This is a genomic window from Shewanella sp. SM55 (genome assembly GCF_025654025.1).
Taxonomy (GTDB): Bacteria; Pseudomonadota; Gammaproteobacteria; order Enterobacterales; family Shewanellaceae; genus Shewanella; species Shewanella oncorhynchi.
Genome location: NZ_JAKKRS010000024.1, coordinates 1 through 21,579, shown reverse-complemented (window position 1 = coordinate 21,579; position 21,579 = coordinate 1). Strand labels below are relative to the sequence as shown.

Annotated in this window: 18 protein-coding genes; 14 read left to right on the top strand and 4 right to left on the bottom strand. The window is 41.6% G+C overall.

Annotated elements, in window-relative coordinates; all coding sequences use genetic code 11:
- Window positions 1–171: 171 nt before the first annotated feature.
- The 3 genes from L5L91_RS22050 to L5L91_RS22040 all read left to right on the top strand — a co-directional run bounded on the left by L5L91_RS22050 (window position 172) and on the right by L5L91_RS22040 (window position 6,634).
- Window positions 172–924, top strand: a complete 753-nt coding sequence (locus L5L91_RS22050) for a hypothetical protein (RefSeq protein ID WP_263237785.1) — start codon at window positions 172–174, stop codon at window positions 922–924.
- Window positions 925–1,892: 968 nt separating this feature from the next.
- The gene (locus L5L91_RS22045) at window positions 1,893–5,699 is read left to right on the top strand and encodes a CHASE domain-containing protein (protein WP_263237784.1); all 3,807 of its coding nucleotides are present in this window, start codon (window positions 1,893–1,895) and stop codon (window positions 5,697–5,699) included.
- Between the two features lie 5 nt (window positions 5,700–5,704).
- Complete coding sequence (locus L5L91_RS22040) at window positions 5,705–6,634, top strand: diguanylate cyclase (RefSeq protein WP_218678307.1); 930 nt, start codon at window positions 5,705–5,707, stop codon at window positions 6,632–6,634.
- A gap of 675 nt (window positions 6,635–7,309) precedes the next feature.
- On the opposite strand, the gene L5L91_RS22035 is transcribed toward L5L91_RS22040, so the two are convergent.
- Entirely contained in the window at window positions 7,310–7,705 is a 396-nt protein-coding gene (locus L5L91_RS22035; RefSeq protein ID WP_263237782.1) for a RidA family protein, read from the bottom strand.
- A 107-nt stretch (window positions 7,706–7,812) separates the two neighbouring features.
- On the opposite strand from L5L91_RS22035, the gene L5L91_RS22030 reads away from it, so the two are divergent.
- The 3 genes from L5L91_RS22030 (at window position 7,813) to map (ending at window position 9,505) form a co-directional block, all read left to right on the top strand.
- Window positions 7,813–8,403 (top strand): TetR/AcrR family transcriptional regulator, encoded by a 591-nt coding sequence (locus L5L91_RS22030; RefSeq protein WP_263237780.1) that lies wholly within the window; start codon window positions 7,813–7,815, stop codon window positions 8,401–8,403.
- Window positions 8,404–8,529: 126 nt separating this feature from the next.
- Window positions 8,530–8,736: a ParD-like family protein gene (locus tag L5L91_RS22025; protein WP_263237778.1), complete on the top strand. Its 207-nt coding sequence runs from the start codon at window positions 8,530–8,532 to the stop codon at window positions 8,734–8,736.
- A complete protein-coding gene (gene map, locus L5L91_RS22020) occupies window positions 8,729–9,505 on the top strand; it encodes a type I methionyl aminopeptidase (protein ID WP_263237776.1) in 777 nt (258 codons plus the stop codon). Before L5L91_RS22025 ends, map begins: the two co-directional genes overlap by 8 nt.
- Window positions 9,506–9,902: 397 nt before the next feature.
- On the opposite strand, the gene L5L91_RS22015 is transcribed toward map, so the two are convergent.
- Window positions 9,903–10,784, bottom strand: coding sequence for a RepB family plasmid replication initiator protein (locus L5L91_RS22015; RefSeq protein WP_088587034.1), 882 nt, complete (start codon window positions 10,782–10,784; stop codon window positions 9,903–9,905).
- Between the two features lie 1,762 nt (window positions 10,785–12,546).
- On the opposite strand from L5L91_RS22015, the gene L5L91_RS22010 reads away from it, so the two are divergent.
- Window positions 12,547–13,416, top strand: a complete 870-nt coding sequence (locus L5L91_RS22010) for a phage integrase N-terminal domain-containing protein (protein ID WP_263237774.1) — start codon at window positions 12,547–12,549, stop codon at window positions 13,414–13,416.
- A 55-nt stretch (window positions 13,417–13,471) separates the two neighbouring features.
- A complete protein-coding gene (locus L5L91_RS22005) occupies window positions 13,472–13,624 on the top strand; it encodes a hypothetical protein (protein WP_161808794.1) in 153 nt (50 codons plus the stop codon).
- On the opposite strand, the gene L5L91_RS22000 is transcribed toward L5L91_RS22005, so the two are convergent.
- Entirely contained in the window at window positions 13,621–13,821 is a 201-nt protein-coding gene (locus tag L5L91_RS22000) for a hypothetical protein (protein ID WP_263237772.1), read from the bottom strand. The two genes, L5L91_RS22005 and L5L91_RS22000, sit on opposite strands and share 4 nt — an antisense overlap.
- Window positions 13,822–13,914: 93 nt before the next feature.
- Window positions 13,915–14,178, bottom strand: a complete 264-nt coding sequence (locus L5L91_RS21995) for a hypothetical protein (RefSeq protein ID WP_261738100.1) — start codon at window positions 14,176–14,178, stop codon at window positions 13,915–13,917.
- Between the two features lie 224 nt (window positions 14,179–14,402).
- On the opposite strand from L5L91_RS21995, the gene L5L91_RS21990 reads away from it, so the two are divergent.
- From L5L91_RS21990 to L5L91_RS21965, 6 genes are all read left to right on the top strand, one after another.
- A complete protein-coding gene (locus tag L5L91_RS21990; protein ID WP_263237770.1) occupies window positions 14,403–14,669 on the top strand; it encodes a hypothetical protein in 267 nt (88 codons plus the stop codon).
- A gap of 611 nt (window positions 14,670–15,280) precedes the next feature.
- Window positions 15,281–15,571, top strand: coding sequence for a hypothetical protein (locus L5L91_RS21985; RefSeq protein WP_263237768.1), 291 nt, complete (start codon window positions 15,281–15,283; stop codon window positions 15,569–15,571).
- 379 nt (window positions 15,572–15,950) lie between these two features.
- Window positions 15,951–17,621 carry an Eco57I restriction-modification methylase domain-containing protein gene (locus tag L5L91_RS21980; protein ID WP_263237767.1) on the top strand — a complete coding sequence of 557 codons (1,671 nt, stop codon included), beginning with the start codon at window positions 15,951–15,953 and terminating at the stop codon, window positions 17,619–17,621.
- Between the two features lie 2 nt (window positions 17,622–17,623).
- Window positions 17,624–18,361, top strand: a complete 738-nt coding sequence (locus L5L91_RS21975; RefSeq protein WP_263237766.1) for a PaeR7I family type II restriction endonuclease — start codon at window positions 17,624–17,626, stop codon at window positions 18,359–18,361.
- A 338-nt stretch (window positions 18,362–18,699) separates the two neighbouring features.
- A complete protein-coding gene (locus tag L5L91_RS21970; protein WP_088587026.1) occupies window positions 18,700–19,326 on the top strand; it encodes a recombinase family protein in 627 nt (208 codons plus the stop codon).
- 245 nt (window positions 19,327–19,571) lie between these two features.
- On the top strand, window positions 19,572–20,324 hold the full coding sequence (locus L5L91_RS21965) for a hypothetical protein (protein WP_263237764.1): 753 nt from the start codon (window positions 19,572–19,574) through the stop codon (window positions 20,322–20,324).
- Window positions 20,325–21,579 lie beyond the last annotated feature (1,255 nt).

Sequence of the window (21,579 nt, the reverse complement as noted above, 5' to 3'; positions counted from 1 at the left end):
TTGAAGTTTTACTCGTGGCACTTTCTCAAAAAGTGCCACCTAGCTCAGATCTGCCCCGAAATGAGTTTCGCAGTTCAAAAGGCAAATAATCCTAAAAAAATTTAGCTATAGAAAAGCTAATGTGATTTGTGTCTATGCATTATAATCACTATTTCTTTTTATGGACTATCTATGAATCAAGGTGCTCTTACTGACGAATGTTACTTATCTCTAACAGTTGAAGAAAGAGGATCACTAGATAGAATCAGGGCACATTACCAGAAAAGCGACGTATTTGAGTTTGGTATAGATGAGACATTAAATTTTATAGACCGTTCTTATGAAGCAATGGGAAAAAGGTTTCGTGATAGGATAAACCGTGAAACTAAAGCTTTTGGCCGCCATGATGGAGAGTTGGACGGTGTATTTCTAGTAATAGGTGATGCACTAAGAACGTTTCATGGATCACAGTTCTTTTCAGCTACACCGCAACAAACTGCTGAAATTCATAAGCAGCACCAATGTCAAGTAAGAAAAGCACAGCAGTTATCTGACAATGCTTTTTCTGATATTTTAGCTGTTGTAAACGAGCTTCAGCCTACCTCATGGTCAAAATTTGATGAAGAGGAACTAAAGTCTGCTATAGAAAAACTATTCGAAGTGAAGGATCTTATCGATAAACAGATTGACAGGATAAATTTCGCAAAAAGGAGCGATAGTAAGGCAGAACAATTTATTGTCACTGTGTGTTATAGCCTCGTCTGGCACGCAAATATAAAGCCAACGAAACCACTGACAGATTGCCGCCAGAAAACACCTTTACTTAGATTTTTGGAAGTATTTTATCCAATCGAAGCAGCATCAATTCTGTCAAAGATATATGACAAAGAGCGTCAGACACCTGAAGGACTGAAAATAGGTGCATCTTTCATAAAACCAGTATAGGGGGGATTTACCTGAACAAATCAAAGGGCTTTCCCCTCCCATACACTTTGACACCTTTCATTTAGAATTATCTCAACATTTAAAAAATGAGGTACATAAAATGAATGACTGGACTGACTTACTTTTAGCTATAGCCTCTGTAATTCGGGCTATAACTATATTAGTTACAAAACTAAAAAACAGAAATATTAAGCTACGTCGCAAACGAACTAGATAAAGGGATCTGGACTAATTAGGATGGCGAATAAAACTAAGATATATTTCTCATCTAAGTCACCCGAATTAGAACAAATGATCTAGCGCATTTCTATGTCCAACACTTCGCTAGCTTTCGTAGCTAGCTGGGTTCTGCCCCTAAATGTGTTAACGTAAATACTCTAAGGACAGCTTTGAGCGAAAAGCAGAAATTTCTCTCCGCATCATAGTACTCATGCGAAAGTATGCTTTGCTTGATAGAGCGGACATTAACGCCTGAAGTTGGACGGACTTTTAACCGCAAAATGGCATGTGTCTCAACCACAGTGTCCAGCATCCATTCGTCGAGTTGATTGTCACTCGGATCGTGCTTCTCAGTAAGGCAAGCTAACTTTTTACTACAACAATCATCTTCAAAGCGATCTGCTTCTATTGATTTCCGTAGATCACGCAATTAAGTTGGATTGACAATGTTAGGGGGCGCTAATTTGTCCTTGCTCTGTAGATTAAATATGACTATTCATATCGACATAAGCTCAATGCAACTTGAAAGTTTTGCTTTTTGAGCTTAGATTGATATTTTTAATAAGTTTCTAATTTACTGGTTGGCTCAACTTGTTTTAAAAACACGGCGCGCTGGTGCGACTGTTTCATAATGAGCGAGTCCTACAGGCAAATCAGTTGCTGGATTTTTTCTGAATTTGATGTTGGTTTTCCATCTAAATTATCGGCCCTAACCTTTTTTATATCAATCGGAACCTCCTGAGCATTAAATGAAGTCACTTATCTCTGTTCCCAAATTTTCATTACGCAGTTGGTTAATGTCATTATGGCTACCGTTAGGGTTATTAGTTATTGGCTACTTTGTGGCAACATCCATGGTAGATCAGCAACAACAAACCCAAGCAAAGCGAATTAGTGATGCGGTTACTGTCAGGTTAAATCTAATTGCAGCAGGGGTTCAGGAAAAGGTCACGCTGTATCAATATGGTTTGCGCGGCATCCGTGCTGCAGTAATGTTGCTATCCCCTGAGCATTTTGATTACAACGATATGCAGGCCTATACGCAAGTGCGAGACTATAAAAGGGAGTTTCCAGGGGCTCGTGGTTTTGGTTTAATCATCAAAGTTGAACCAAACCAAACTGCGGCATTTCTAGACCGGATGGCTGCCGAGCGACCAAGCTACAACTTCCAAATCAGGCAGCTTACGCCACACCAAGATAGCCTTTTTGTGATCACCTATATTGAACCTGAGCAAAACAACCGAGAGGCCGTGGGGGTTGATATTGGTTCCGAAGCAATGCGCCGCAAGGCAGCATTAGATGCGGCGTTCAATAACGATGTGAGGTTAACAGCGCCCATTACCTTAGTACAAGCAAATGAGCGAGCTCAACAGGGTTTTTTAATATTAATGCCGGTATATAAAACAACAACCGTGCCACAAGATAGTCGGCAACGGCTTGAACATTTATTTGGCTGGAGTTACGCCCCAATCCTGATTAACGAAGTCCTTAATTCAGTTGCAGGTCTGGAAAACGATGTCTTTCTGCAAATCAGTGACATTACCGAACAAACGCCAATCGAGTTCTTCAGCCAAGAAGTGAAAGACACTTACGACGCTGCTCTACAACATAAATTAAATCTCTCTGTATTTGGCCGCCAATGGCAGCTGTCGCTTACGCCAACCAATCGCTTTATTAATGAACTGCAACTGCGCTCTGGCACCAGCTTATTTTTTGAAGTAATGGCAGTCAGTACCATCCTGGCCTTTGGCGTGTATCTACTGCAACTTATGTTAATGCGCAGAAGTCAGTTAATCCGTCATAAGCAGGAGCTGGCAAGTATTGCAGAGCAAACTTTACTAAAAGCGAATGCTGAGCTTGAACAGCAGGTCGCACTGCGAACGGCGGAGATTTCACGTGTTAATATCTTGCAGCGCAGTATTCTTAGCAGCGCGGGCTACGCCATTATCGCTACCGATGAAGAAGGCATTATTACGGCCTTTAATCCAGCAGCAGAAAAACTCTTAGGCTATCGCGCAGAGGAGGTCCTTTTCCAACAAACCCCGTCTATTTTTCATCTGCCCGCAGAAGTGGAGCACCATGCCGCTAAGCTGACCACTGAGCTCGGTAGCAACATCGCGGTCGGTTTTGAAACCCTTGTAGCGAAAGCGCGTCTGGGGCAAACGGATAATGTGCGCTGGACCTACCTGACAAAAACCGGTGAACAGGTGCAAGTAAAACTAAATCTCAGTGCACTAAAAGATGAGCAAGGTCAGCTAGCAGGCTTTCTTGGTATCGCGTTTGATTTAACTAAACAACTTAAATACGAAGCGGAACTGGCACAAGCAAAAGAACAAGCTGAGTCTGCTAATAAAGCAAAATCTGAGTTTTTGGCAAATATGAGCCACGAGATCCGCACGCCGATGAATGGAGTTCTGGGATTATTACAATTGGTAGCCAACAGCACGCTGGATCAACGCCAGGCCGACTATATAGAAAAAGCCTATAGTGCAGCTAAGTCTTTGCTTACCTTGTTAAATGATATTCTGGATTTCTCAAAAATTGAAGCCGGTAAGTTGGAGCTAGACCCGCATCCATTTAGTTTGACGGATTTGCTGCAGGATATCGGCCTTGTTTTTTCATCTAGTGCAGAGCAAAAAGGATTGGAAGTGCTATACGATGTCACAGCGGATGTGCCTGAGCATTTGTTAGGTGATAGTTTCCGTATTAAACAAGTCCTGATAAATCTGGTCGGCAATGCCATAAAATTTACTGATAAGGGTGAAATACTCATCTCAATTAGGTCTCAATCACTGCCAGAGGGCGAGATTAACTTGTCTTTCAGTATTAAAGATACTGGGATCGGTATCACGCTGGAGCAACAGAACGCTCTTTTTTCCGGTTTTCAACAAGCAGATTCTTCAATAAGTCGTCGCTATGGCGGGACAGGTTTAGGTTTAGCCATCAGTAAGCGCTTGGTGAATTTGATGGGTGGTGAAATCGGCGTAGAGAGTGAATTTGGTTGTGGAAGTACCTTTAGCTTTAACGTCGTCGTACGCAATGCGGAGAAGAGGGCGATCCAAAACTCTCAAACGTTTACTCGTAGTAATGAAAAGTTGAGCGTGTTGATTGTCGATGACAACGACAGTGCGCGAATAATTTTACAAGGTATTGCGGTCTCGTTGGGATGGCAGGCAAAGATTGCGTCCGATGCGCAAGAGGCGTCACTATTAGTCAAGCAAGCCCACCGCGATAGTACTCGCTATGATGTCGTTTTCGTAGACTGGCGTATGCCGGGTAAAGATGGCCTAACCTTCGCTCGCGAGCTACGGGAATTGCATAGTAGCGTGGTTTCACTGATTGTAATGATTACCGCTCATGGAAAAGAACTGCTCGATGAGCAAAATAACGATTATGAGCGCTATCTGGATGGATTTTTAATTAAACCTGTTACAAAAAATATGATGTTACAGGCAGTAAAGAGTGTTGTTTTTGGCGATCTCGACCTGTCGCTCCCGACCTCCCCCCTCCCGCACGAGCTGCCATTGCAGGGAATATCCTTACTGCTGGTAGAAGATAATTTGACGAACCAGCTGGTTGCCAGTGAGTTACTGCAGCAACTAGGGGCGACCATCAAAATTGCTAGCAGCGGTGAGGAAGCGTTAGAGATGCTGGAAAGTACGGCAGAGCACTTTGATATGGTACTGATGGACATACAAATGCCGGGAATGGATGGCTATCAAACCACTCGTGAGATTAGAAAGCTACCTAGACATCAGTTGCTGCCGATTATTGCTATTACAGCGCACGCCATGTCTGATGATATAGCCGCTTGCCTGGCAGCAGGTATGCAAGACCACATCGCAAAACCTTTTGATCTTAACGAGTTGACGACCAAAATTCTCAGCCATCATAAAGCAGAAAAAGCACCTCACGTCAAACAAGTTAATAAATCAAACCTGAATTTTGATCAGGCAGCGTTAGCGTTCTGCCAGCAGCATCATATTGAACTCGAAGCTGCTGTTCAGCGCCTTGGTTATTCCCTGACGATTTATGTCAATGTATTAAAGCAATTTGAGCAGGACCTTAGGCAAGCATTACAACAACTAGAGGATAAAACACTTACCCGTCGTAATGCACGATTGTTGTTTCATAGTTTAAAAGGTGCTGCAGGCACACTTGGCTTTAGCAATCTGGCAAAGCTTACTGCCCGCTTGGAAGATGAGCTGCGTGAGCACAGTGATGACGGTTATCAGGTAGATAACAACGTTCTGGATATACTGAAGTTAACTCTTAACACCGCTACAGACTTGGTGAAATTATTACAAGTGGAACAGCAAATAGCTACCGCACAAGCCCCTGTTAGCCGGACGGAACAGGCAGCTCAGTTAATGACGCTAAAGCAACATCTCAATCTTGCCAACATGGCAGCGTTGCCACTTTATCAGCAATTGGCACCGTCACTGCAGGCTCAAACACCTGAACTAAATAAAGAGCTTGAAGAGGCTCTAGTCAACTTGACTTTTGAGCAAGCAGTCGTGATAGTTGATAAAATGTTAAGTCAATTCAAAGAGTAGTTTATATGTCAGCTGACACTATACCAAATGTAGCTATCAGCCAATTCCCTGCAACCATTTTAGTTGTCGATGATCAACCTATTAATATTCAGATTGTCTTTCAGGTTTTAGGCAACGAGTACAATATTCTGATGGCCACAAGCGGCAAACAGGCAATAAAAGTTTGCCACGACAGTCGGCCTGATCTCATTTTGTTAGATGTAGTAATGCCTGAGCAGGATGGATTAGAAACATGCAGGCAATTAAAAGCCGATAAACAACTGGCAGATATCCCGGTCATATTCGTCACAGGCTTGCAGCATGAAACGGATGAAGATGCCTGCTGGGATGCAGGTGGCGTCGATTTTATTCAAAAGCCATTTAATACAAATACATTACGTAACCGGGTAAAGGCTCACTTAGCCCTGAAAAGACAAGCTGACTTACTGCGTTCTCTCGCTTATCTGGATGGGTTAACCGGTATTTATAACCGCCGCTATTTTGATAACGTTTTATCAATCCAACTTGCCCAACATAGACGTAAACTGAGTCCTCTTGCAGTATTGATGATTGATATCGACTACTTTAAGAAATATAACGATACGTTTGGCCACTTAGCAGGAGATGATGCTTTACGTAAAGTGGCCAGTGCCCTAAAGCATAACGGGCGACAGGCTGACACGGTCGCCCGCTATGGAGGTGAAGAATTTGTAGTGTTGCTAGCCGATACCGATATAAATGGCGCAGTAACCGTGGCAAAAAAGATGCTGCATCATGTATTGGAATTAGATATCGCACACCCCCAAACTCCCGCCACCAAACTGAGCATCAGTGTTGGCATTGCCGTCGCCGATGAAGCGAAAGGCTACGATAGTAATATTATAGAACTGGCAGACCAGCAGCTGTATTTAAGTAAACAACGTGGTCGTAATACCTATTCGGTTGTACTAGCGTGAGGTCTGGCAAACCTATTACCAAAAAATTACTATCTATGAGTGATTAATTTTAAACTCTGTTGTTACCATGATTTTTACAGCATAATATTGAAACCGGCCAAGATAATTTACACAGAATACTGGGACCATAACCCGCTGCGCTGCTCATCGCCCTTACACTAACGTTCTGCTAACGACTAATAGCGGACTTTAATACCTGCACATTGTAATATCCGCTTCTGGCACAAAAGCCACGTTCTGAAGTAGTTTTCCAACTTTGAGATTTTGACGGTTAAGGCACTGCACGTAGAGTAGAATTTTGGTTCAAGTGGTAAGTTAGGTGCAATGAGTGGTCCGATGGATTTGCAACGACTGGTAAGTTAGCTTTGCAATTGGGTGGTAAATTAAATGCAATTTACCATCGATGCCTAAAATCATCGCTTGAGTTATATCGATAACTGACAATCGTAGTTTGCCTTTATCGACTCTCACCTCAACGATTTTTGCAGAATGACAATTTGTAACGAAGTTGTCTATACATCTGTTACTTTGAGTCATCTTCTCTTCGTCTACTTCGATTAATTTTGACTGAATAGTGATATCCCACCATTGCCAGTCGGTATGTGAAAGGGATTTTTAAAAGTTAATAAGCAGAGCAACAGATTTTGCTTGCTCTGCCATTTCTTGCCTAAGAGTTTAAGCTTGGGGGATACGGGCAATCACTTTAATTTCAAAATCAAAACCGGCCAGCCAGGTAACTCCTACAGCTGTCCAGTTTGGGTAAGGCGCTTGGGGAAACATTTTTTCTTTCACTGACATTATTGCACCAAACTGGTTTTCTGGATCTGTGTGAAAGGTCGTCACATCTACGATGTCGCTGAGTGTGCAACCTGCAGCACTGAGGACAGCTTTTAAGTTTTCAAAGGCGAGCTTCACCTGTGCATAAAAATCAGGCTCAGGGGTGCCGTCTTCTCTACTTCCAACCTGGCCTGACACGAAAAGGAGTTCTCCTGAGCGTATTGCTGCGGAGTATCCATGCATTTCATAAAATGCATGGCGGTTTGCTGGGAAAATTGCTTCATTTTGTTGCAAAGTCGGTTCCTGAGATGAATGAATCAAAATTGACATACGGTGCGTATGTATGATTTTAACATACGCGCCGTATGTCAAATGCTTTTGCTTAGTTTTTGGAGATAATTTTGAAAAAAAGAGATATTTCGGCAGCGGAGAACCGAGCAAAACTTATTGCATCAGCTCGTAGAGCATTCGCAGAAAAAGGATACTCAGCGGCCTCAATGGATGACATCACTGCAGATGCCGGGCTCACACGAGGTGCTCTTTACCATAGCTTCGGTGACAAGCGGGGATTATTCGCAGCCGTCGTTGATCAAATTGATAATGAGATGGCCAAGCGAGCTAAAGAAATGGGCGCACAGGCTGAGGGGTTATGGCAGCGTTTTATCAGTGAGGGTGTTGCTTACATCCGGATGGCTCTTGACCCTGAGGTACAACGGATAGTTTTATTAGATGGTCCTGCTGTGTTAGGGGACCCATCACTTTGGCCGAGCCAAAATAGTTGCCTTCAAGTTACAAAGCATACCGTTGAACAGCTGATTGCTCAGGACATACTCAAACCTATGGATCCTGAAGCTGCGGCTCGATTGTTAAGTGGTGCAGCAATGAACGCTGCGCTCTGGATTGCAGCAGGCGAAGCGCCAGAATCAATTACCCCGAAAGCCGTTGAGATGTTTCAAATCCTAGCCTCGGGTTTGCTCAAAAGCACCGCTTAGATTGTAACCGTTTCAACATCGATTTCCGTCTCTGTCCTAATTAATTTCTTTTTGAACGTTGCATTGAGTATCACCTCAGAATACACTTCATATATGAAACGTATACGAAGTGCATAAAGGTGCGTCATGGGTATTGTCAAAATAAACGATGAACTTCACGAAGACATTCGAAGAGCGAGTACCGTAATGGTTCGCTCCATCAATGCGCAAGCAGAGTACTGGATCAAAATTGGCATGCTTGCAGAGGATAATCCGAACAAGACGTTTGTCGAAATCATGCAAGAGCAGAAAAAGCTTGCCGAGCTTGAGATAAGGATTGCGGCCAGTGCCTAACATTAAAAACACACAAGAACTGAGCCTGATGCGGGAATCTGGGCGTCTACTTGCTGAGGTTTTTCATTACCTCGATAGCTTTGTTCAAGATGGAATTTCGACGATTGAAATCAATGATCTAGTTGAGTCTTACATCATCAATCAGCTCAATGCCAGACCGGCAAGCAAAGGGCAATATGGCTTTCAATACGTATTGAATAGCTCAATAAATGATGTGGTTTGTCATGGGGTCCCTTCTGCAGCTCAAAAGTTGAAAAACGGTGACATCGTGAATATTGATATCACCTTGGAAAAAAATGGTTTTATCACTGACTCTAGTAAGATGTACATGGTCGGTGAAGTGAATCCTCTGGCTAAACGTTTAGTTAAAAAGACCTATGAAGCGATGTGGGAGGGGATTCGAACGGTGAAGCCAGGTGCAACTCTTGGTGATGTTGGACATGCCATACAGAGTTTCGCTGAAAGTAATGGCTATAGCGTCGTACGGGAATACTGTGGTCATGGAATTGGTAAAGAGATGCACGAGGAACCCCAGGTTTTGCACTATGGTGTCAAAGGGAAAGGTCTCGTCTTGAAAGAGGGGATGGTGTTTACGATTGAGCCTATGATCAATCAAGGCAAGCCGAAAGTGAAAGTAAAAAAAGACGGTTGGACAGTTGTCACCAGCGACAAAAAGTTATCAGCCCAGTGGGAACATACCATTGCTGTTACTGCGACAGGATGTGAAGTATTAACAATCAGGGATAGCGAAGTCGACCCAACTATGTAATTTTATGTTGTGTATTAGAGTTTGTTGAAGTTATGCTCTTAGCATCGCCAACAACGGAGTAGTATGGCTTATGGTGTATTCGGGATGGATCGCTTACTTTGAACATACTATCTCTATCGCTTACAAAATTTTATTCCTACGCACAATATTTCAGTTTTTTTAGTCCTAGGTTTGTAGTGGTTAACAAATAATGGTCACTGGACTGGAGGTTTTGCCATACTTATGATAATTCGCCGCAAGCTAAATTAGCAAAATAGGTAACACGCTTTTGTCCAAAAGCGAGCTCCTGAATCACGCTCATTAGGCTGATATCACCATCTCCAAAACTATTGTGCAGTTATTCAGTGACATCAAATTTAGATAACTGATTCAACTCTATTTTTATAACGTTACATTATCAAAATAGAGTGCCAGCAATTGCAGCTTCCAGTTTCTTGTAACGCTGATCAATCAGATAGTATTGCTCGCCGTTCTTGACGGCGAAGCTGCCAGACAGGTAGCCAATCGACTCCAACTTCTGAATACCGATCTTAATCTTCCTATTTGCTTCTTTTTTGGACGTCTCAAGCCTCAAGCGCTCTCTAAGGCGCTCAAAAGAAACGGGGTGAGGATTCTCAGGTAAAGACGTGAAATACAAATACAGGCACTGTGCGACCTCAGCACGAGGCAATTTTTCCAATACTCGCAGACTAACCAACACTTGATAGTCTAACCGATACAGATCCCATAGGGTTTCATCGGCCATTAGCTCAACAATATCGGCTTCACCGTCATACATGGCCCGCAACAACATTCCCGTATGCACCGCTTTTTCGGTGTTTTTGCGCCTAAATGTCAAACTTTGGCTTTGGATACGCCCGAGCGAGTCCCCGATCTGTTTACGCAGGTTTTTATCAAAACGCCGGCTGGGATAACCGCAAAACTTAGCGAACTCTGAAAAAGTCAGTTTGACCGTGTTGGAGGAATAACCGTACTTACTGAACACCAGTACAATACCGCACCACACCTTAAAATCGGTTTCGATATTCAGCCGTTGGCCCCTGACTGTAACCAGGTCATAGCCTTCCTTTTGGCAGAGATCGAGGCTCACTAGATCGTTACTGAGATCTTGTGCTTTAACATCATTCGCATTCGTTCTACGGCCTACGGGCGTAAAAACGCCTGTTCTGAGCAGAACATTAGGCTGTACACTGGTTGTGCTACTAATCGTTAGGAGTTTACCGCTGTAAAGGTTTTCGGTAACCGGTATGGGTAATAATGCGTTTTCTGATTGTTCCATGTGCGCCACTTATGCCTATAACCCAATTAGAGTACACCATGAAACCCATTTAGAATACACCTAATTGAGGTTTAGTATCGTTGTTTTAATTTTTGTAACGTACATCAAAGGTTGCTTTGTAAATCCTTTCGAAACTTGAGCTTAAAGTTTTTTTGTAGGTGAAAATTTTACCCACTCGGCATACACTGCTGGTTGTTTTTTGAACCCACTCGGCATACACCCGCCCTCCCAATTTATAACCCAATTAGAATACACTTTGGTATTTTAGATAGCTAAAAGTCAGAGTATCGCAATTAGTTTTATTGAGCTGTGGGTAACTGCGGGATAGCTAGTGAAACGCTTTATTGGCAATTTTTATATAAGTGATTGATTTTAAATAAACTAGATGTATAGCGTTGTTCTGTGCAAAAAAGAGGTTGCTTACCCAATTAGCATACACCGTTTACCCAATTAGAATACACCTAAAACCCAATTAGCATACACCGTTTACCCAATTAGAATACACCATTTACCCAATTAGAATACACCTACCTCCGCTGTAGCCCTTGGTGTGCTTGGGCTGTGGCGATTCTGGGATCTCTTAGGATCTTTTAGGATCTTAAAAGATGGATCTTATTGGATCTGAGCTGTGCAAAACTTTTCAATTTTGCGGAGTAAGAACCCCTCCTGGGGGCTTTGCCCCCGCCGGCCCTTCCCCTCGCTTCGCTCGCTCCGGCGCCCCCCAAAAGCAGCGGCTCCGCCGCGACCAAGGGCTTCGCCCTAGTTCGCCTAAAGGCTCCACCCTTACCCAAAAATGCCTCGCCATTTCCTGCCGTTGGCAGGGGCGAGATTTAAAAGCACCGCTGTAAGTAGGTTTTGTCTTCGACCGTTTAACCATCTCAGTGCGGATAGCCCGTTACCCTGCGGGGCTAGTTCGCTTCGCTCACGGTCTAGCAGAAAGATAAAGCGAAAATCGGTATTAAGAGTCCTAAATCAAGATTTGCAGCGTTTTTTTCTTAAAATCGCAAACGTTCTATCAATATCAGAATAAAGCTGCTTAAAACGCTTCCTAGGCGTTTTAACGATGTCTAAAAATAACGCTTAATACTACCAATCTTCTCACCTATAAACACGATTAAAAATGTTCGCGATCTCTTGCCGCTGAGCGTATACCGGCTAGCGAAGTCTGCTGGTATGCGTGAAGTGGCCGGCTTGGGCAGGTTGAAAAAGTTACGAAATCAAATGTCAAAAGAAGCCAACATTTAAGGGGGGATGTCACTCCATGTTAAGGGAGTGACATCCTCCCTGGTGTGCTCCTCATGCGGGAGATGTTGGCTTCTTTTGGCATGATGAGCGCGTGATAGCGAAGGTCGCTATTGCGTGCGAATTTGCCTTGCGGTAAAGTGACATTTCTTCCAGCGCATCTCTCGATGCTTCAATATTTCCCCTTAAGAAAAACTTTTTTGCTCCCGTCCAACAGGACATTTTTAGGATCACTGACTAGCACTCAGACTTGATGGCGGCGCTCAACAGAGACGCATCATTTGTGGCAATTGCCCTTAGCAACACCTGCTCAATACCCTTGTGGGTTCTTACCTGTTCTCGGCAGTAGGAACGAGCATTAACACTAAACTGACTTCCGAAGTGGCCGCCTAGCGCATGCTGAAGGCCGATGTGTTGCTAATCCGCCCGAGCAAACCTAATTCCATTGTAAATGCGCCTACATTGGCGCATTCCCTTTATTTTGATTTCGTAACTTTTTCAAATGATTTTAAGGGATATTATGGCGTCCACGTTCCTGTTTCAGGCCAATCAATTTTTGAAGCAACATTGCGCCAGTTCATTTGCAACCCGATCTGAGCGGATTAAAACGATCCGTTTAGTCGATAAGCAATTGAGGGAGCTAGGGTTTAAAAACCTAGAGTTGCAGGGGCTCAAACCAAAACATATTGATGCACTGTTGCAAAAATGGCAGGCGGAAAACTTGTCGGCTGGGACAATTAAAAACCGCATGGTGCATGTCCGGTGGCTCACAGAAAAAATAGGCAAAAAGGGCGTGATATCCAAATCAAATTCAGATTTAGGGATCGATAAGCGGGTGTATGTCACCAATGAAAATAAGGGAAAAACGCTTACTGAAGCCCAACTTAATGCGGTGTCCGATCCGTATCTAAAAATGTCGCTGCAGCTTCAAGCTGCCTTTGGATTAAGGCGCGAGGAAGCGATGAAGATCATTGTCGATAAGGCGATTCAAGGGGATCGTTTGGTACTGGATGCGTCTTGGTGCAAAGGCGGCCGAGATCGCACGATCCCGATTTTTACGGATGAGCAGCGCCAACTATTGGCACAGGCGCGCACATTAGCCCGTGGCCGTTCCCTCATTCCGCCGCAGTTAATGTACAGGCAGCAAATGAAACGCTATGAAAATACTTGTCTTAAGATTGGCCTTGATCGGGCGCATGGCTTGCGTCACCGCTACGCACAGCAACGCTATGTCGCATTAACCGGCTTCGAATGTCATGCCGTATCTGGGGTGGCGGCTAAAATGCTGTCAGAGGCGCATCGGGCGTTAGATAAGATGGCAAGGGCGGTGATTACGCAGGAGTTAGGTCATGGTCGGTTGCAGGTCACGGCTGTTTATCTGGGCGCGTAGTGCTGTTACTATCAACTCAGTGCAATATCCCATTTAGGAGTAGGAGGCGGGCGCCATGAGTACGATTCAGATTGTTGGTATGTTTATGATTGTCGCGACAGTTGGCCTGCTGGGGTACTCGGCATACTTGTTGTTATGTACAAATAGCAACTTACCTCGTCAGCCTGTTGAGTCAGGTAAGTCTCGTCAGCGTGGTAAAAAGCGCTAGTGCTTTTTTTTCTTCACGAGCATATCGCTGGCGCTGTCATACGCCCAAAGCTCGTTGGGGTCGAGTTGATCCTTTCCTAACACATTCGCAGCCCTTTCTAGCCAATTAAGGACAAGGGGATCGTCGACGGGCAGTTTCAGTTTCACCATGGCTAATAACTCGTCTTTTAACGCTTGCATTTCAGGAGTGAGTGCCATGCTAAATTTTCCCTTTATTGCGAATTAATTGTATCTCTTGATAAAGTTACATATTCAAAACTTTGATTATGTAACTTTATCAAGTGACTTAGATTATTTACGATGTTTAGCTCGGCGAGAACGCTTAGGTGGGGTGTCCTCTACCATTGTTAAATCGGCAGTAACCCAAGTACCAAAGCGGGGATAAGTGTACTTAGCGATAATGACTAGAGCTGGAGCGCAGACAGGAAGCATTATGCTTAATGCCAGCATTACTGGGTTGAAATTATGCGGCTGACGCTCAACTATCATGCTTAAGATGATGACGACAAACATTGCCAATGCCATTGAACCAAAGATCGCTGTTGCATAACGCATATCATTTCTCCTATTCCGTGTTGGTAATCAGGCTATTCTGAGCGTAATTAGTTGTATTTCCATGCCGAATTAGCGTGTGTGGTGAATTTTAGTCTGTCAAAAACACTCTTTATAGTCAAAGTTAACCACTTCTAAGTTGTTGCAATTATAATCAAATCTTGATAAAGTTACAATATCAAGGTTGAAATAAACTCATTACTTGCGACATGCCGAAGGAGCCTATGATGTCAGATGAAAAAAACGTTGAAAAAGTAAAAGGACAACATGGTGGTGCTCGCCCTGGTGCTGGTCGTAAAACCAAGTATGAAAAGACAGTGGTGATGCGGGTTCCTGAGAAGTACCAAGAGGTGATTAAGGCACTTATCACCCACTTAGACGAGACTGCTTATCTGAATAGCCATTATAAAAATGGGCAGGAATCTGAGCCGGTGTATCTGCGCTCGCTTGATGACAATAAGCAAAATATTACCTTTAAAACCATGCCGTTCTAAAGAATGGCTACACTTTTTTGCCCCGTGAACTGCGAAGTTACTCGTCATCGATTTTTTGCAATGCAAAAAATAAGGGCTGAAAGGGTGGGCCTTATTTGCCGTTTTTTAGCATTATTTTCGAGAGATAAATTTGCAATGCAAAAAACGTGAGCATGAATGGTCATTTATGAGCTGCAAAATTACCTCTTTAGATAAGCATTTTTATCCTAGATTGACGGCAATTTGCATTGCTCCTTCATGGGGTGATTGTTAACATTAACAGCGCGGAAGTACATAAACTGAGCAGAGGTATATTATGAGTGAGCTACAACTATGGTCTATCTTCGTCATGTTCGTGACACTCGGTTTAGTCATCGCATCCGGAGTGGTCTTATACAAAGGTTTTAAAGAATAGTTCTTACTCAATAAAACCTAATCAGCATTAATTCTTCATCGCTTAAACTTGGCGTCCATTTCGTTTTCTGACACAAAATCACCGGCATCGGCTTCGCATAGCTATTGCCTCATTGGCGGGTAGTGAAAAGCATATTGAAAGAGAGTGTCTTAGTGGGGTTAAGCATGACTTTTCAATGATTAAAGAAGCATAAATTGTAATCGAGAGGTTGTTTTTAATGGATAAAGTATCGTTGAATGCGTTTTGGGCCCATGTGTTGCCATGTGTGATCATCTCATCTTGTATGCTAGGTTTTGCCTGGCTTGCAATTCAGGAGTCCGATGTCACCCTATCGAGCCAATATCTTGTGGCGGCTTCCGTTTCGTTTACTTTTACGCTGATCGGCTATTGGGGTTATTGTAAATATTTTGCTTCAAAAAAGCCGCATAGTGCATTGTATGCGGTTGTTTATACAGTGTTATTTCCATTGTTTTATCTGCCAAGCACTTTCTTTAGACGACGCAGATAATTTTGCACTTCTAATCAGTAATAATTGTGAGTTATTACTGGTTAGTGCCGAAACCTCATCAAACTGCTGTTTGTGCTGGTAAGGAATGGATTATGCGACTCAGCCGCTCTTTGTCCACATTCACATGTCGTTCGTTGAAGCTATAACAGCCATGACTCAGCCTTTGTAGATAGTTTATTTATGTGAGTTAGTGGGTTAAGTTACTATTTGGGAACATTTCAGAATCCCTTTTTCCAGTTCTTCTGGCCAAAGATGGATGTTGAAGTCATTTTATAATTAAATTGATGTGACAGGAGTATCGGTAGGTACTCAACGTTCATCATAGTAACTATGTTAAACTCTGTTTGACGCTAACTCTCATGTACAGAAGTAAGAAAATATGTCCTCTACTATCACAATCGAAGATGTTTCAAAACACGCCTTGATTTGGGGTGAATCAAGCTCTGAAAAAGGAGAAATTTTCACTAAACCAGAGATAGTTCAATTTATGCTTTGTACTTCTGGTGTCAGTAGAGCTTTGTTAAACCCAGATACTCAGATTTTAGAACCATCTTGCGGTCAAGGTGCATTTGTTCATGCTATCGCGGAAGAGCTTTGTTTGAAAATTAAAGCGTCAAACAAGTCCGAGTTGCTTAGTGCTGGACGATTTCTTAAATTGATTACAGCCTATGACATATCAAATGATAGTATTGCTATAGCTAAAAGAAAAACATATCAAGTTTTAAGAACAATCTTCGATGATGCCAATGCTCAAATGCTTGTCAACGAGTGGTATAAAAATGATGATTTTTTGCTAAACGATAGTTCATCTTTCTATACGCATATTGTTGGAAACCCTCCTTATGTTCGTATTGAAAATATCCCTTATAAACTACTAGATGCGTATAGAAATAAGTTTGTCACCATGAAAGAGCGAGCAGATCTTTACGTCGCATTTTATGAGAAATCGTTGTCATTACTAAAAGAAAATGGCGTGCTTTCATTTATATGCACTGACAGATGGACTAAAAATAGTTATGGTTCATCTTTACGGAAATATATTGATGGTGGATATCAATTAGATCTATATGTCGACATGTATGGTCAAGATGCTTTTCAATCTGAAGTACTTACCTATCCTGCAATAACACAAATATCTCGTCGAAAAAAATCACAGGCTATAATAATTCACAATCCAAAAATTGATAATGATTTTTCTCAAGTTGTAGCGCAAGCATTGCTGGATGATACTATTGAATTTGCTGGTAAGATAGTTAGAAAAGACGTGGTAAGTGGTTCCAAACCATGGATGTTTGGTTCGTCTGATGAACTAGAACTTATTAAGAGATTAGAAAGAGATTTTCCGCTTATTGAAGATACTGGTTGTCAAATTTTCATCGGTGCTGCAACAGGGAATAATAAAGTTTATGTAGTTGATGAAAATGTGGACATAGAATCTAGTCGTAAGATTCCAATGGTTAAGGCTGTAGATATAAAAAACGGATATCTAAATAATTATAATCAATTTATCATTAATACTTACGATAATGATGGTGTAATTAATTTGGATAATTTTCCAAAGCTAAAAAAATACCTTGAGAGTTATGGTAATATACTTAAGTCTAGATATATTTCTAAGAAGTCACCGTCTGCATGGTTTAAAACTATTGATCGTGTTTATCCTGAACGAGCGAAAGCTGAAAAACTTCTTATACCAGATATTAAGTCACAGTTGACAGTGGTTTATGATGAAGGGGTGTATCACCCTAACAATTCTATATATTACATATGTTCAAAATATTGGAATCTGAAAGCTTTGCAGGCTGTATTAATTTCTGGAATAGGGCAAATTTTCGTTGAAGGGTATTCAACCAAAGTTTCTGGAGGAAACCTTCGTTTTCAAGCTCAACATCTTAGGAGAATACGTCTCCCACTATGGGATTCTGTATCTGAAGATCTTCGATTGCGGTTGGAACAGGCTGCTATTAAAGGTGATATATCTGCAGCTAAAGAGCTAGTTTGTTCTTTGTATTGCCTATCAGATAGAGAAAAACAAGTATTAGGTTGCTAATAATGAACGATAAAATAAGAGAAGCTGTAAAGAGTTTTTGGTCTGTAAGATCTGGTGGTGCAGGGGTGCTTGGCGGTAAGACTCTTGATGGGTTTATAAATATAATTGAAGATACAATTAAAAGTTCTGGTCTGGAAGATGTGGAAATCCATACGGGTAAAAATTCATCTCAGCTTCCTGGCTTTTTTCGTCCACATAAATCATGGGATGTTGTGGCTATATCTAAAGGGAATCTTGTAGCTGCAATTGAGTTAAAATCACAAGTTGGTTCTATTGGAAATAATTTTAATAATAGAACAGAGGAAGTGTTAGGAAGTGGAATTGATCTTCATACTGCAATCGAAGAGAGTGCTTTTGGGGATAATGCTGAAATTTTTACTGGTTATCTAATACTTGTAGAAGATTCTAATAATACAAGAAGATCTGCGACTATTAACATGAATTTTTTCCCTGTTATGCCTGGTTTTCTTGCTGATGAAGGTTTGCGAAAAACTACTTATAAGCCAAGCGCTTTAGGTAAGTATCCTAGCGTTGAAGGTATTTCTTACCTAGAAAGATATGATCTATTGTGTAAGAGATTGGTGCTTAAAAATATGTATACTGCCACAGCATTGATTGTTGCTGATGAAGAACATGCAAGTACTGGAGATTATAGGGATTTTTCTCCACAAACGAGTCTCAGTAAATTTTTGATGAAATTAGATAATCATTGTCGAATTCTTGCTCGTTATGGAGGTTAGATATTTTTATCTAAGTTCTAAAATTAAGTTCGTGAATCACTCTACACCAGACTGATTCACGCGAGCCCCTAAAACCCGTCCCAATCCCCCGTTTACGGCTATTCTGGGGCGGTTTTTTCCCTTAAGATGAATCAAATCTCTGGAGAATTGATTCAAACCTAACTTGATTTTGTAACTCAATCATGTATGCAATACGCAGGATCTTTCGCGATCCAAAAAATTTCCTGCCTGACGCCTTAGAATGCAGTTAAAATCACGTGATATTGTTCGAATAAAACCTATAACTGCACTATAATTAAGGTGTTCGAATTAAATCATATAAGGCCGAACGGTAACTTATGGCAAATTATGCGTATTTACGTGTATCAACTGATGCACAAGATGTTGATAATCAAAAACACGGTATTTTAGAGTTTGCTAATAAGCATGGGTTAAGCAATCTGGCATTTGTGGAAGATACCGTTAGCGGTAAGCACAAATGGCGTGCGAGAAAACTCGGTGATTTATTAGAGTCACTGGCCCCAAAAGATGTGATTGTATTTGCCGAAGTTTCGCGCATGGCCCGCAGCACATTACAAGTGCTCGAAATCCTCGAATTTTGCACCGAACGCCAAATTCATGTCTATATAGCCAAACAAAAAATGATCCTCGATGACTCGATGCAGAGTCGGATCACCGCGACCGTGTTAGGGTTGGCGGCAGAGATTGAGCGCGAGTTTATTTCCCTGCGTACCAAAGAGGCATTGGCCGCCCGTAAGGCTGCAGGTATGAAACTTGGCCGCCCTGCCGGCCAAGCAGAAAAGACCAAGTTAGATAAACATCGAAAAGCGATCGAAAGCTATTTAGATAAGGGCTTGAGTATCCGTTCTATTGCCAAATTGATCGATGAACCGTCAACGACAGTTAACGACTATATCAAGCGCCACAACTTGCGCGAACGCGACCAGCTAGAAATGCGGATTTGACAGCTAACAGGTTCTGAAGATTGTATGCAGTTGATGTATATAATTTCGGACCATGCTAAAACATCCCTAATCTGCCTCAATATAGTGGGAATTTCTGGAATTAATTAGTTGCTCTATTCGTTACGTAAAAACGTGCTCAGTGCACGTTTTTTTGTAATTTAACTTCAAAAGTTTAAATGAAAAATGGTATAAACTATAAACAGTGGTACATACAACATAAAGCAACTAATTTTTAAGGAATGAAAATGGGATTTGGTAATTTTTTATTAAAGGCTGCGAATTTTGCAGGAAAAGCAATTGTAGCCGTAGCTTCAGAAGTTATGAGTCAAGGTACTACCACAATAACTAAAAATTATTTGGAGCAAGCACAAAAACTAAATTTAACATCTAGTCAGAGATCCTTGGTTAAAGATGCGGAAACAATAAATAACCGATTGGCAGAACAAAAAAGGTATCAAAAAAACATTTCAGATGATATAAAAAATAATAAGGAAAAAACAATTGAATTGAATATGTTATTAGATGATAAAGCATATCAAATATGGGTTATTGTTTCTAAATTAATTCCAGATGGTGAATTTTATAAGGTTTCTTCATATAAAAATAAAAAAAGTCTTTCATTTCTAGGTGATGTTAAAACTAATATTTTGTTAACTGACTTTGCTAATGGATTACTAAGTTTAGATGATGTTGATTTTAATTCATATATGCTAGATTATTTAAATGGAATCATTCCAAACTGCCCAATTAAAAACCTACCAGATGGATTCTTTGATGAATTAAATCCTATTGTTAATGAGTACAGAATTGTTTTTGAAAAAAACTCAAAGGAAATTGACTTTTTATCAAAAGAAAATATTACATTAGAAAATAAGTTTATTGATGCTAAAGAAAAAACTTCTGAAATAAACGGGAAGTTGAAACCGTTACTTGATGAAATTAAAGAGTTTTGCCGCCCTATGCTTGAAGAATTAAAAGAACGAAATTCAAGAAGGTAAAGCTAAGTTGCGTATACTGAGTTAAAATCTTAAAAAAATAGCGATATCAACTAAATTATTGATATCGCTATTTTTTATTTTATCCAATAGGACTTGAACTGATTCTTTTACTTCTGCATTGAGGACAGTAATCAGGTGTACCTGCTCCCCGTCGACTAGTCCATTCATGTTTACAATCCAAACACTTAGCTCTATATATAACAGTCATACCCATGCTCCATGTATAGTATTTTGTATACTATACAATAATAGTGGCACTTTCTAAATTTTTATTGCAAGCAATATTGAATTAGTTACAAAATCAAAAATAGATCAATTTTGGATATAAAGAGCGAAATACCAACATGTATTTTTCTTCTTACTCCCTTTTTAAATCTTTATTGCGATCAACTCGAGAAAGTTGCTTAATCATATAGTTTAGAGAGGCTGTCTGACAGCTTGTGTGAGCCGCCCCACCCCTGAACATTAGCCGCGGGGCTTTCCCACCCTCAAATGAATATGCCACTGGCGCCCGATAAACCCCTCCTTCGCCCTGTTCCGCCCTCAACCCTGTGCCTTTATAGCTAAGACAAACAGCGCGGCACAGCGTTTGCGGGCTCATTGCTGCTTGGCTCATACAGTCGCATGCCAGGGTAAAAGCATGAGGAAAGGCCTGTCATGCGACAGTACGGCCCGGAGCAATGCGGGCTCAGTCTGCCACGCCCAATGCCTGTTTATCGGGCGCCAGTGGCATATAAACCCGCCCTTACCCCGCGGCTGATGTCCTACGCCACGCCCGAAGCCTGTGGGGCGGTTACTCTTAGCCCTGCATTTCACTGTTTGTATATTTGATTTTGTAACTTTTTCAAGATTAATAACGTAGGTTGTTTGTGTAAATGGGGGGTTGGCGGTGTAGATCTGTTCGGATCGGTGGCCTTGTTCGGGGAAAAGGTTATTTTTGTTTTGTTTCGGTTGTATGTGTTCGAAAAAAACATTATTTAAATCGGTTGTTTTGTGCGGGTTATGCGGTGGTTTTTTTCGTTCGTTTGTTGAGGTATTAAACTGGCTGCAGTTCTGGGCCTTTAAAGCGTCCCACACGTTGTAAATAGCACCGTTAGCGTGGGGAAACGGCTTTGCGGGCTCATACAGTTTTTAACAAAGCGTTAAGAGCTATTCTCAACGTTTGGCATTTCCTGTTCAACGTTGAGTTTAGTGTTTATTAGGCTTGCGTTGCTTACATCTTTATTCAGCATTAGCTATAAATTTCCTAATGGTT

What these genes read in the sequence shown, in the direction of transcription:
- L5L91_RS22040 (WP_218678307.1), top strand. Translation starts at nt 5,705, where the DNA reads ATGTCAGCTGACACTATACCAAATGTAGCTATCAGCCAATTCCCTGCA.
- L5L91_RS21985 (WP_263237768.1), top strand. Translation starts at nt 15,281, where the DNA reads ATGGATAAAGTATCGTTGAATGCGTTTTGGGCCCATGTGTTGCCATGT.
- L5L91_RS22025 (WP_263237778.1), top strand. Translation starts at nt 8,530, where the DNA reads ATGGGTATTGTCAAAATAAACGATGAACTTCACGAAGACATTCGAAGA.
- L5L91_RS21970 (WP_088587026.1), top strand. Translation starts at nt 18,700, where the DNA reads ATGGCAAATTATGCGTATTTACGTGTATCAACTGATGCACAAGATGTT.
- L5L91_RS22050 (WP_263237785.1), top strand. Translation starts at nt 172, where the DNA reads ATGAATCAAGGTGCTCTTACTGACGAATGTTACTTATCTCTAACAGTT.
- L5L91_RS22010 (WP_263237774.1), top strand. Translation starts at nt 12,547, where the DNA reads ATGGCGTCCACGTTCCTGTTTCAGGCCAATCAATTTTTGAAGCAACAT.
- L5L91_RS22015 (WP_088587034.1), bottom strand. Translation starts at nt 10,784, where the DNA reads ATGGAACAATCAGAAAACGCATTATTACCCATACCGGTTACCGAAAAC.
- L5L91_RS22045 (WP_263237784.1), top strand. Translation starts at nt 1,893, where the DNA reads ATGAAGTCACTTATCTCTGTTCCCAAATTTTCATTACGCAGTTGGTTA.
- L5L91_RS21980 (WP_263237767.1), top strand. Translation starts at nt 15,951, where the DNA reads ATGTCCTCTACTATCACAATCGAAGATGTTTCAAAACACGCCTTGATT.
- L5L91_RS22000 (WP_263237772.1), bottom strand. Translation starts at nt 13,821, where the DNA reads ATGGCACTCACTCCTGAAATGCAAGCGTTAAAAGACGAGTTATTAGCC.
- L5L91_RS21975 (WP_263237766.1), top strand. Translation starts at nt 17,624, where the DNA reads ATGAACGATAAAATAAGAGAAGCTGTAAAGAGTTTTTGGTCTGTAAGA.
- L5L91_RS22005 (WP_161808794.1), top strand. Translation starts at nt 13,472, where the DNA reads ATGAGTACGATTCAGATTGTTGGTATGTTTATGATTGTCGCGACAGTT.
- L5L91_RS21995 (WP_261738100.1), bottom strand. Translation starts at nt 14,178, where the DNA reads ATGCGTTATGCAACAGCGATCTTTGGTTCAATGGCATTGGCAATGTTT.
- L5L91_RS21965 (WP_263237764.1), top strand. Translation starts at nt 19,572, where the DNA reads ATGGGATTTGGTAATTTTTTATTAAAGGCTGCGAATTTTGCAGGAAAA.
- L5L91_RS21990 (WP_263237770.1), top strand. Translation starts at nt 14,403, where the DNA reads ATGTCAGATGAAAAAAACGTTGAAAAAGTAAAAGGACAACATGGTGGT.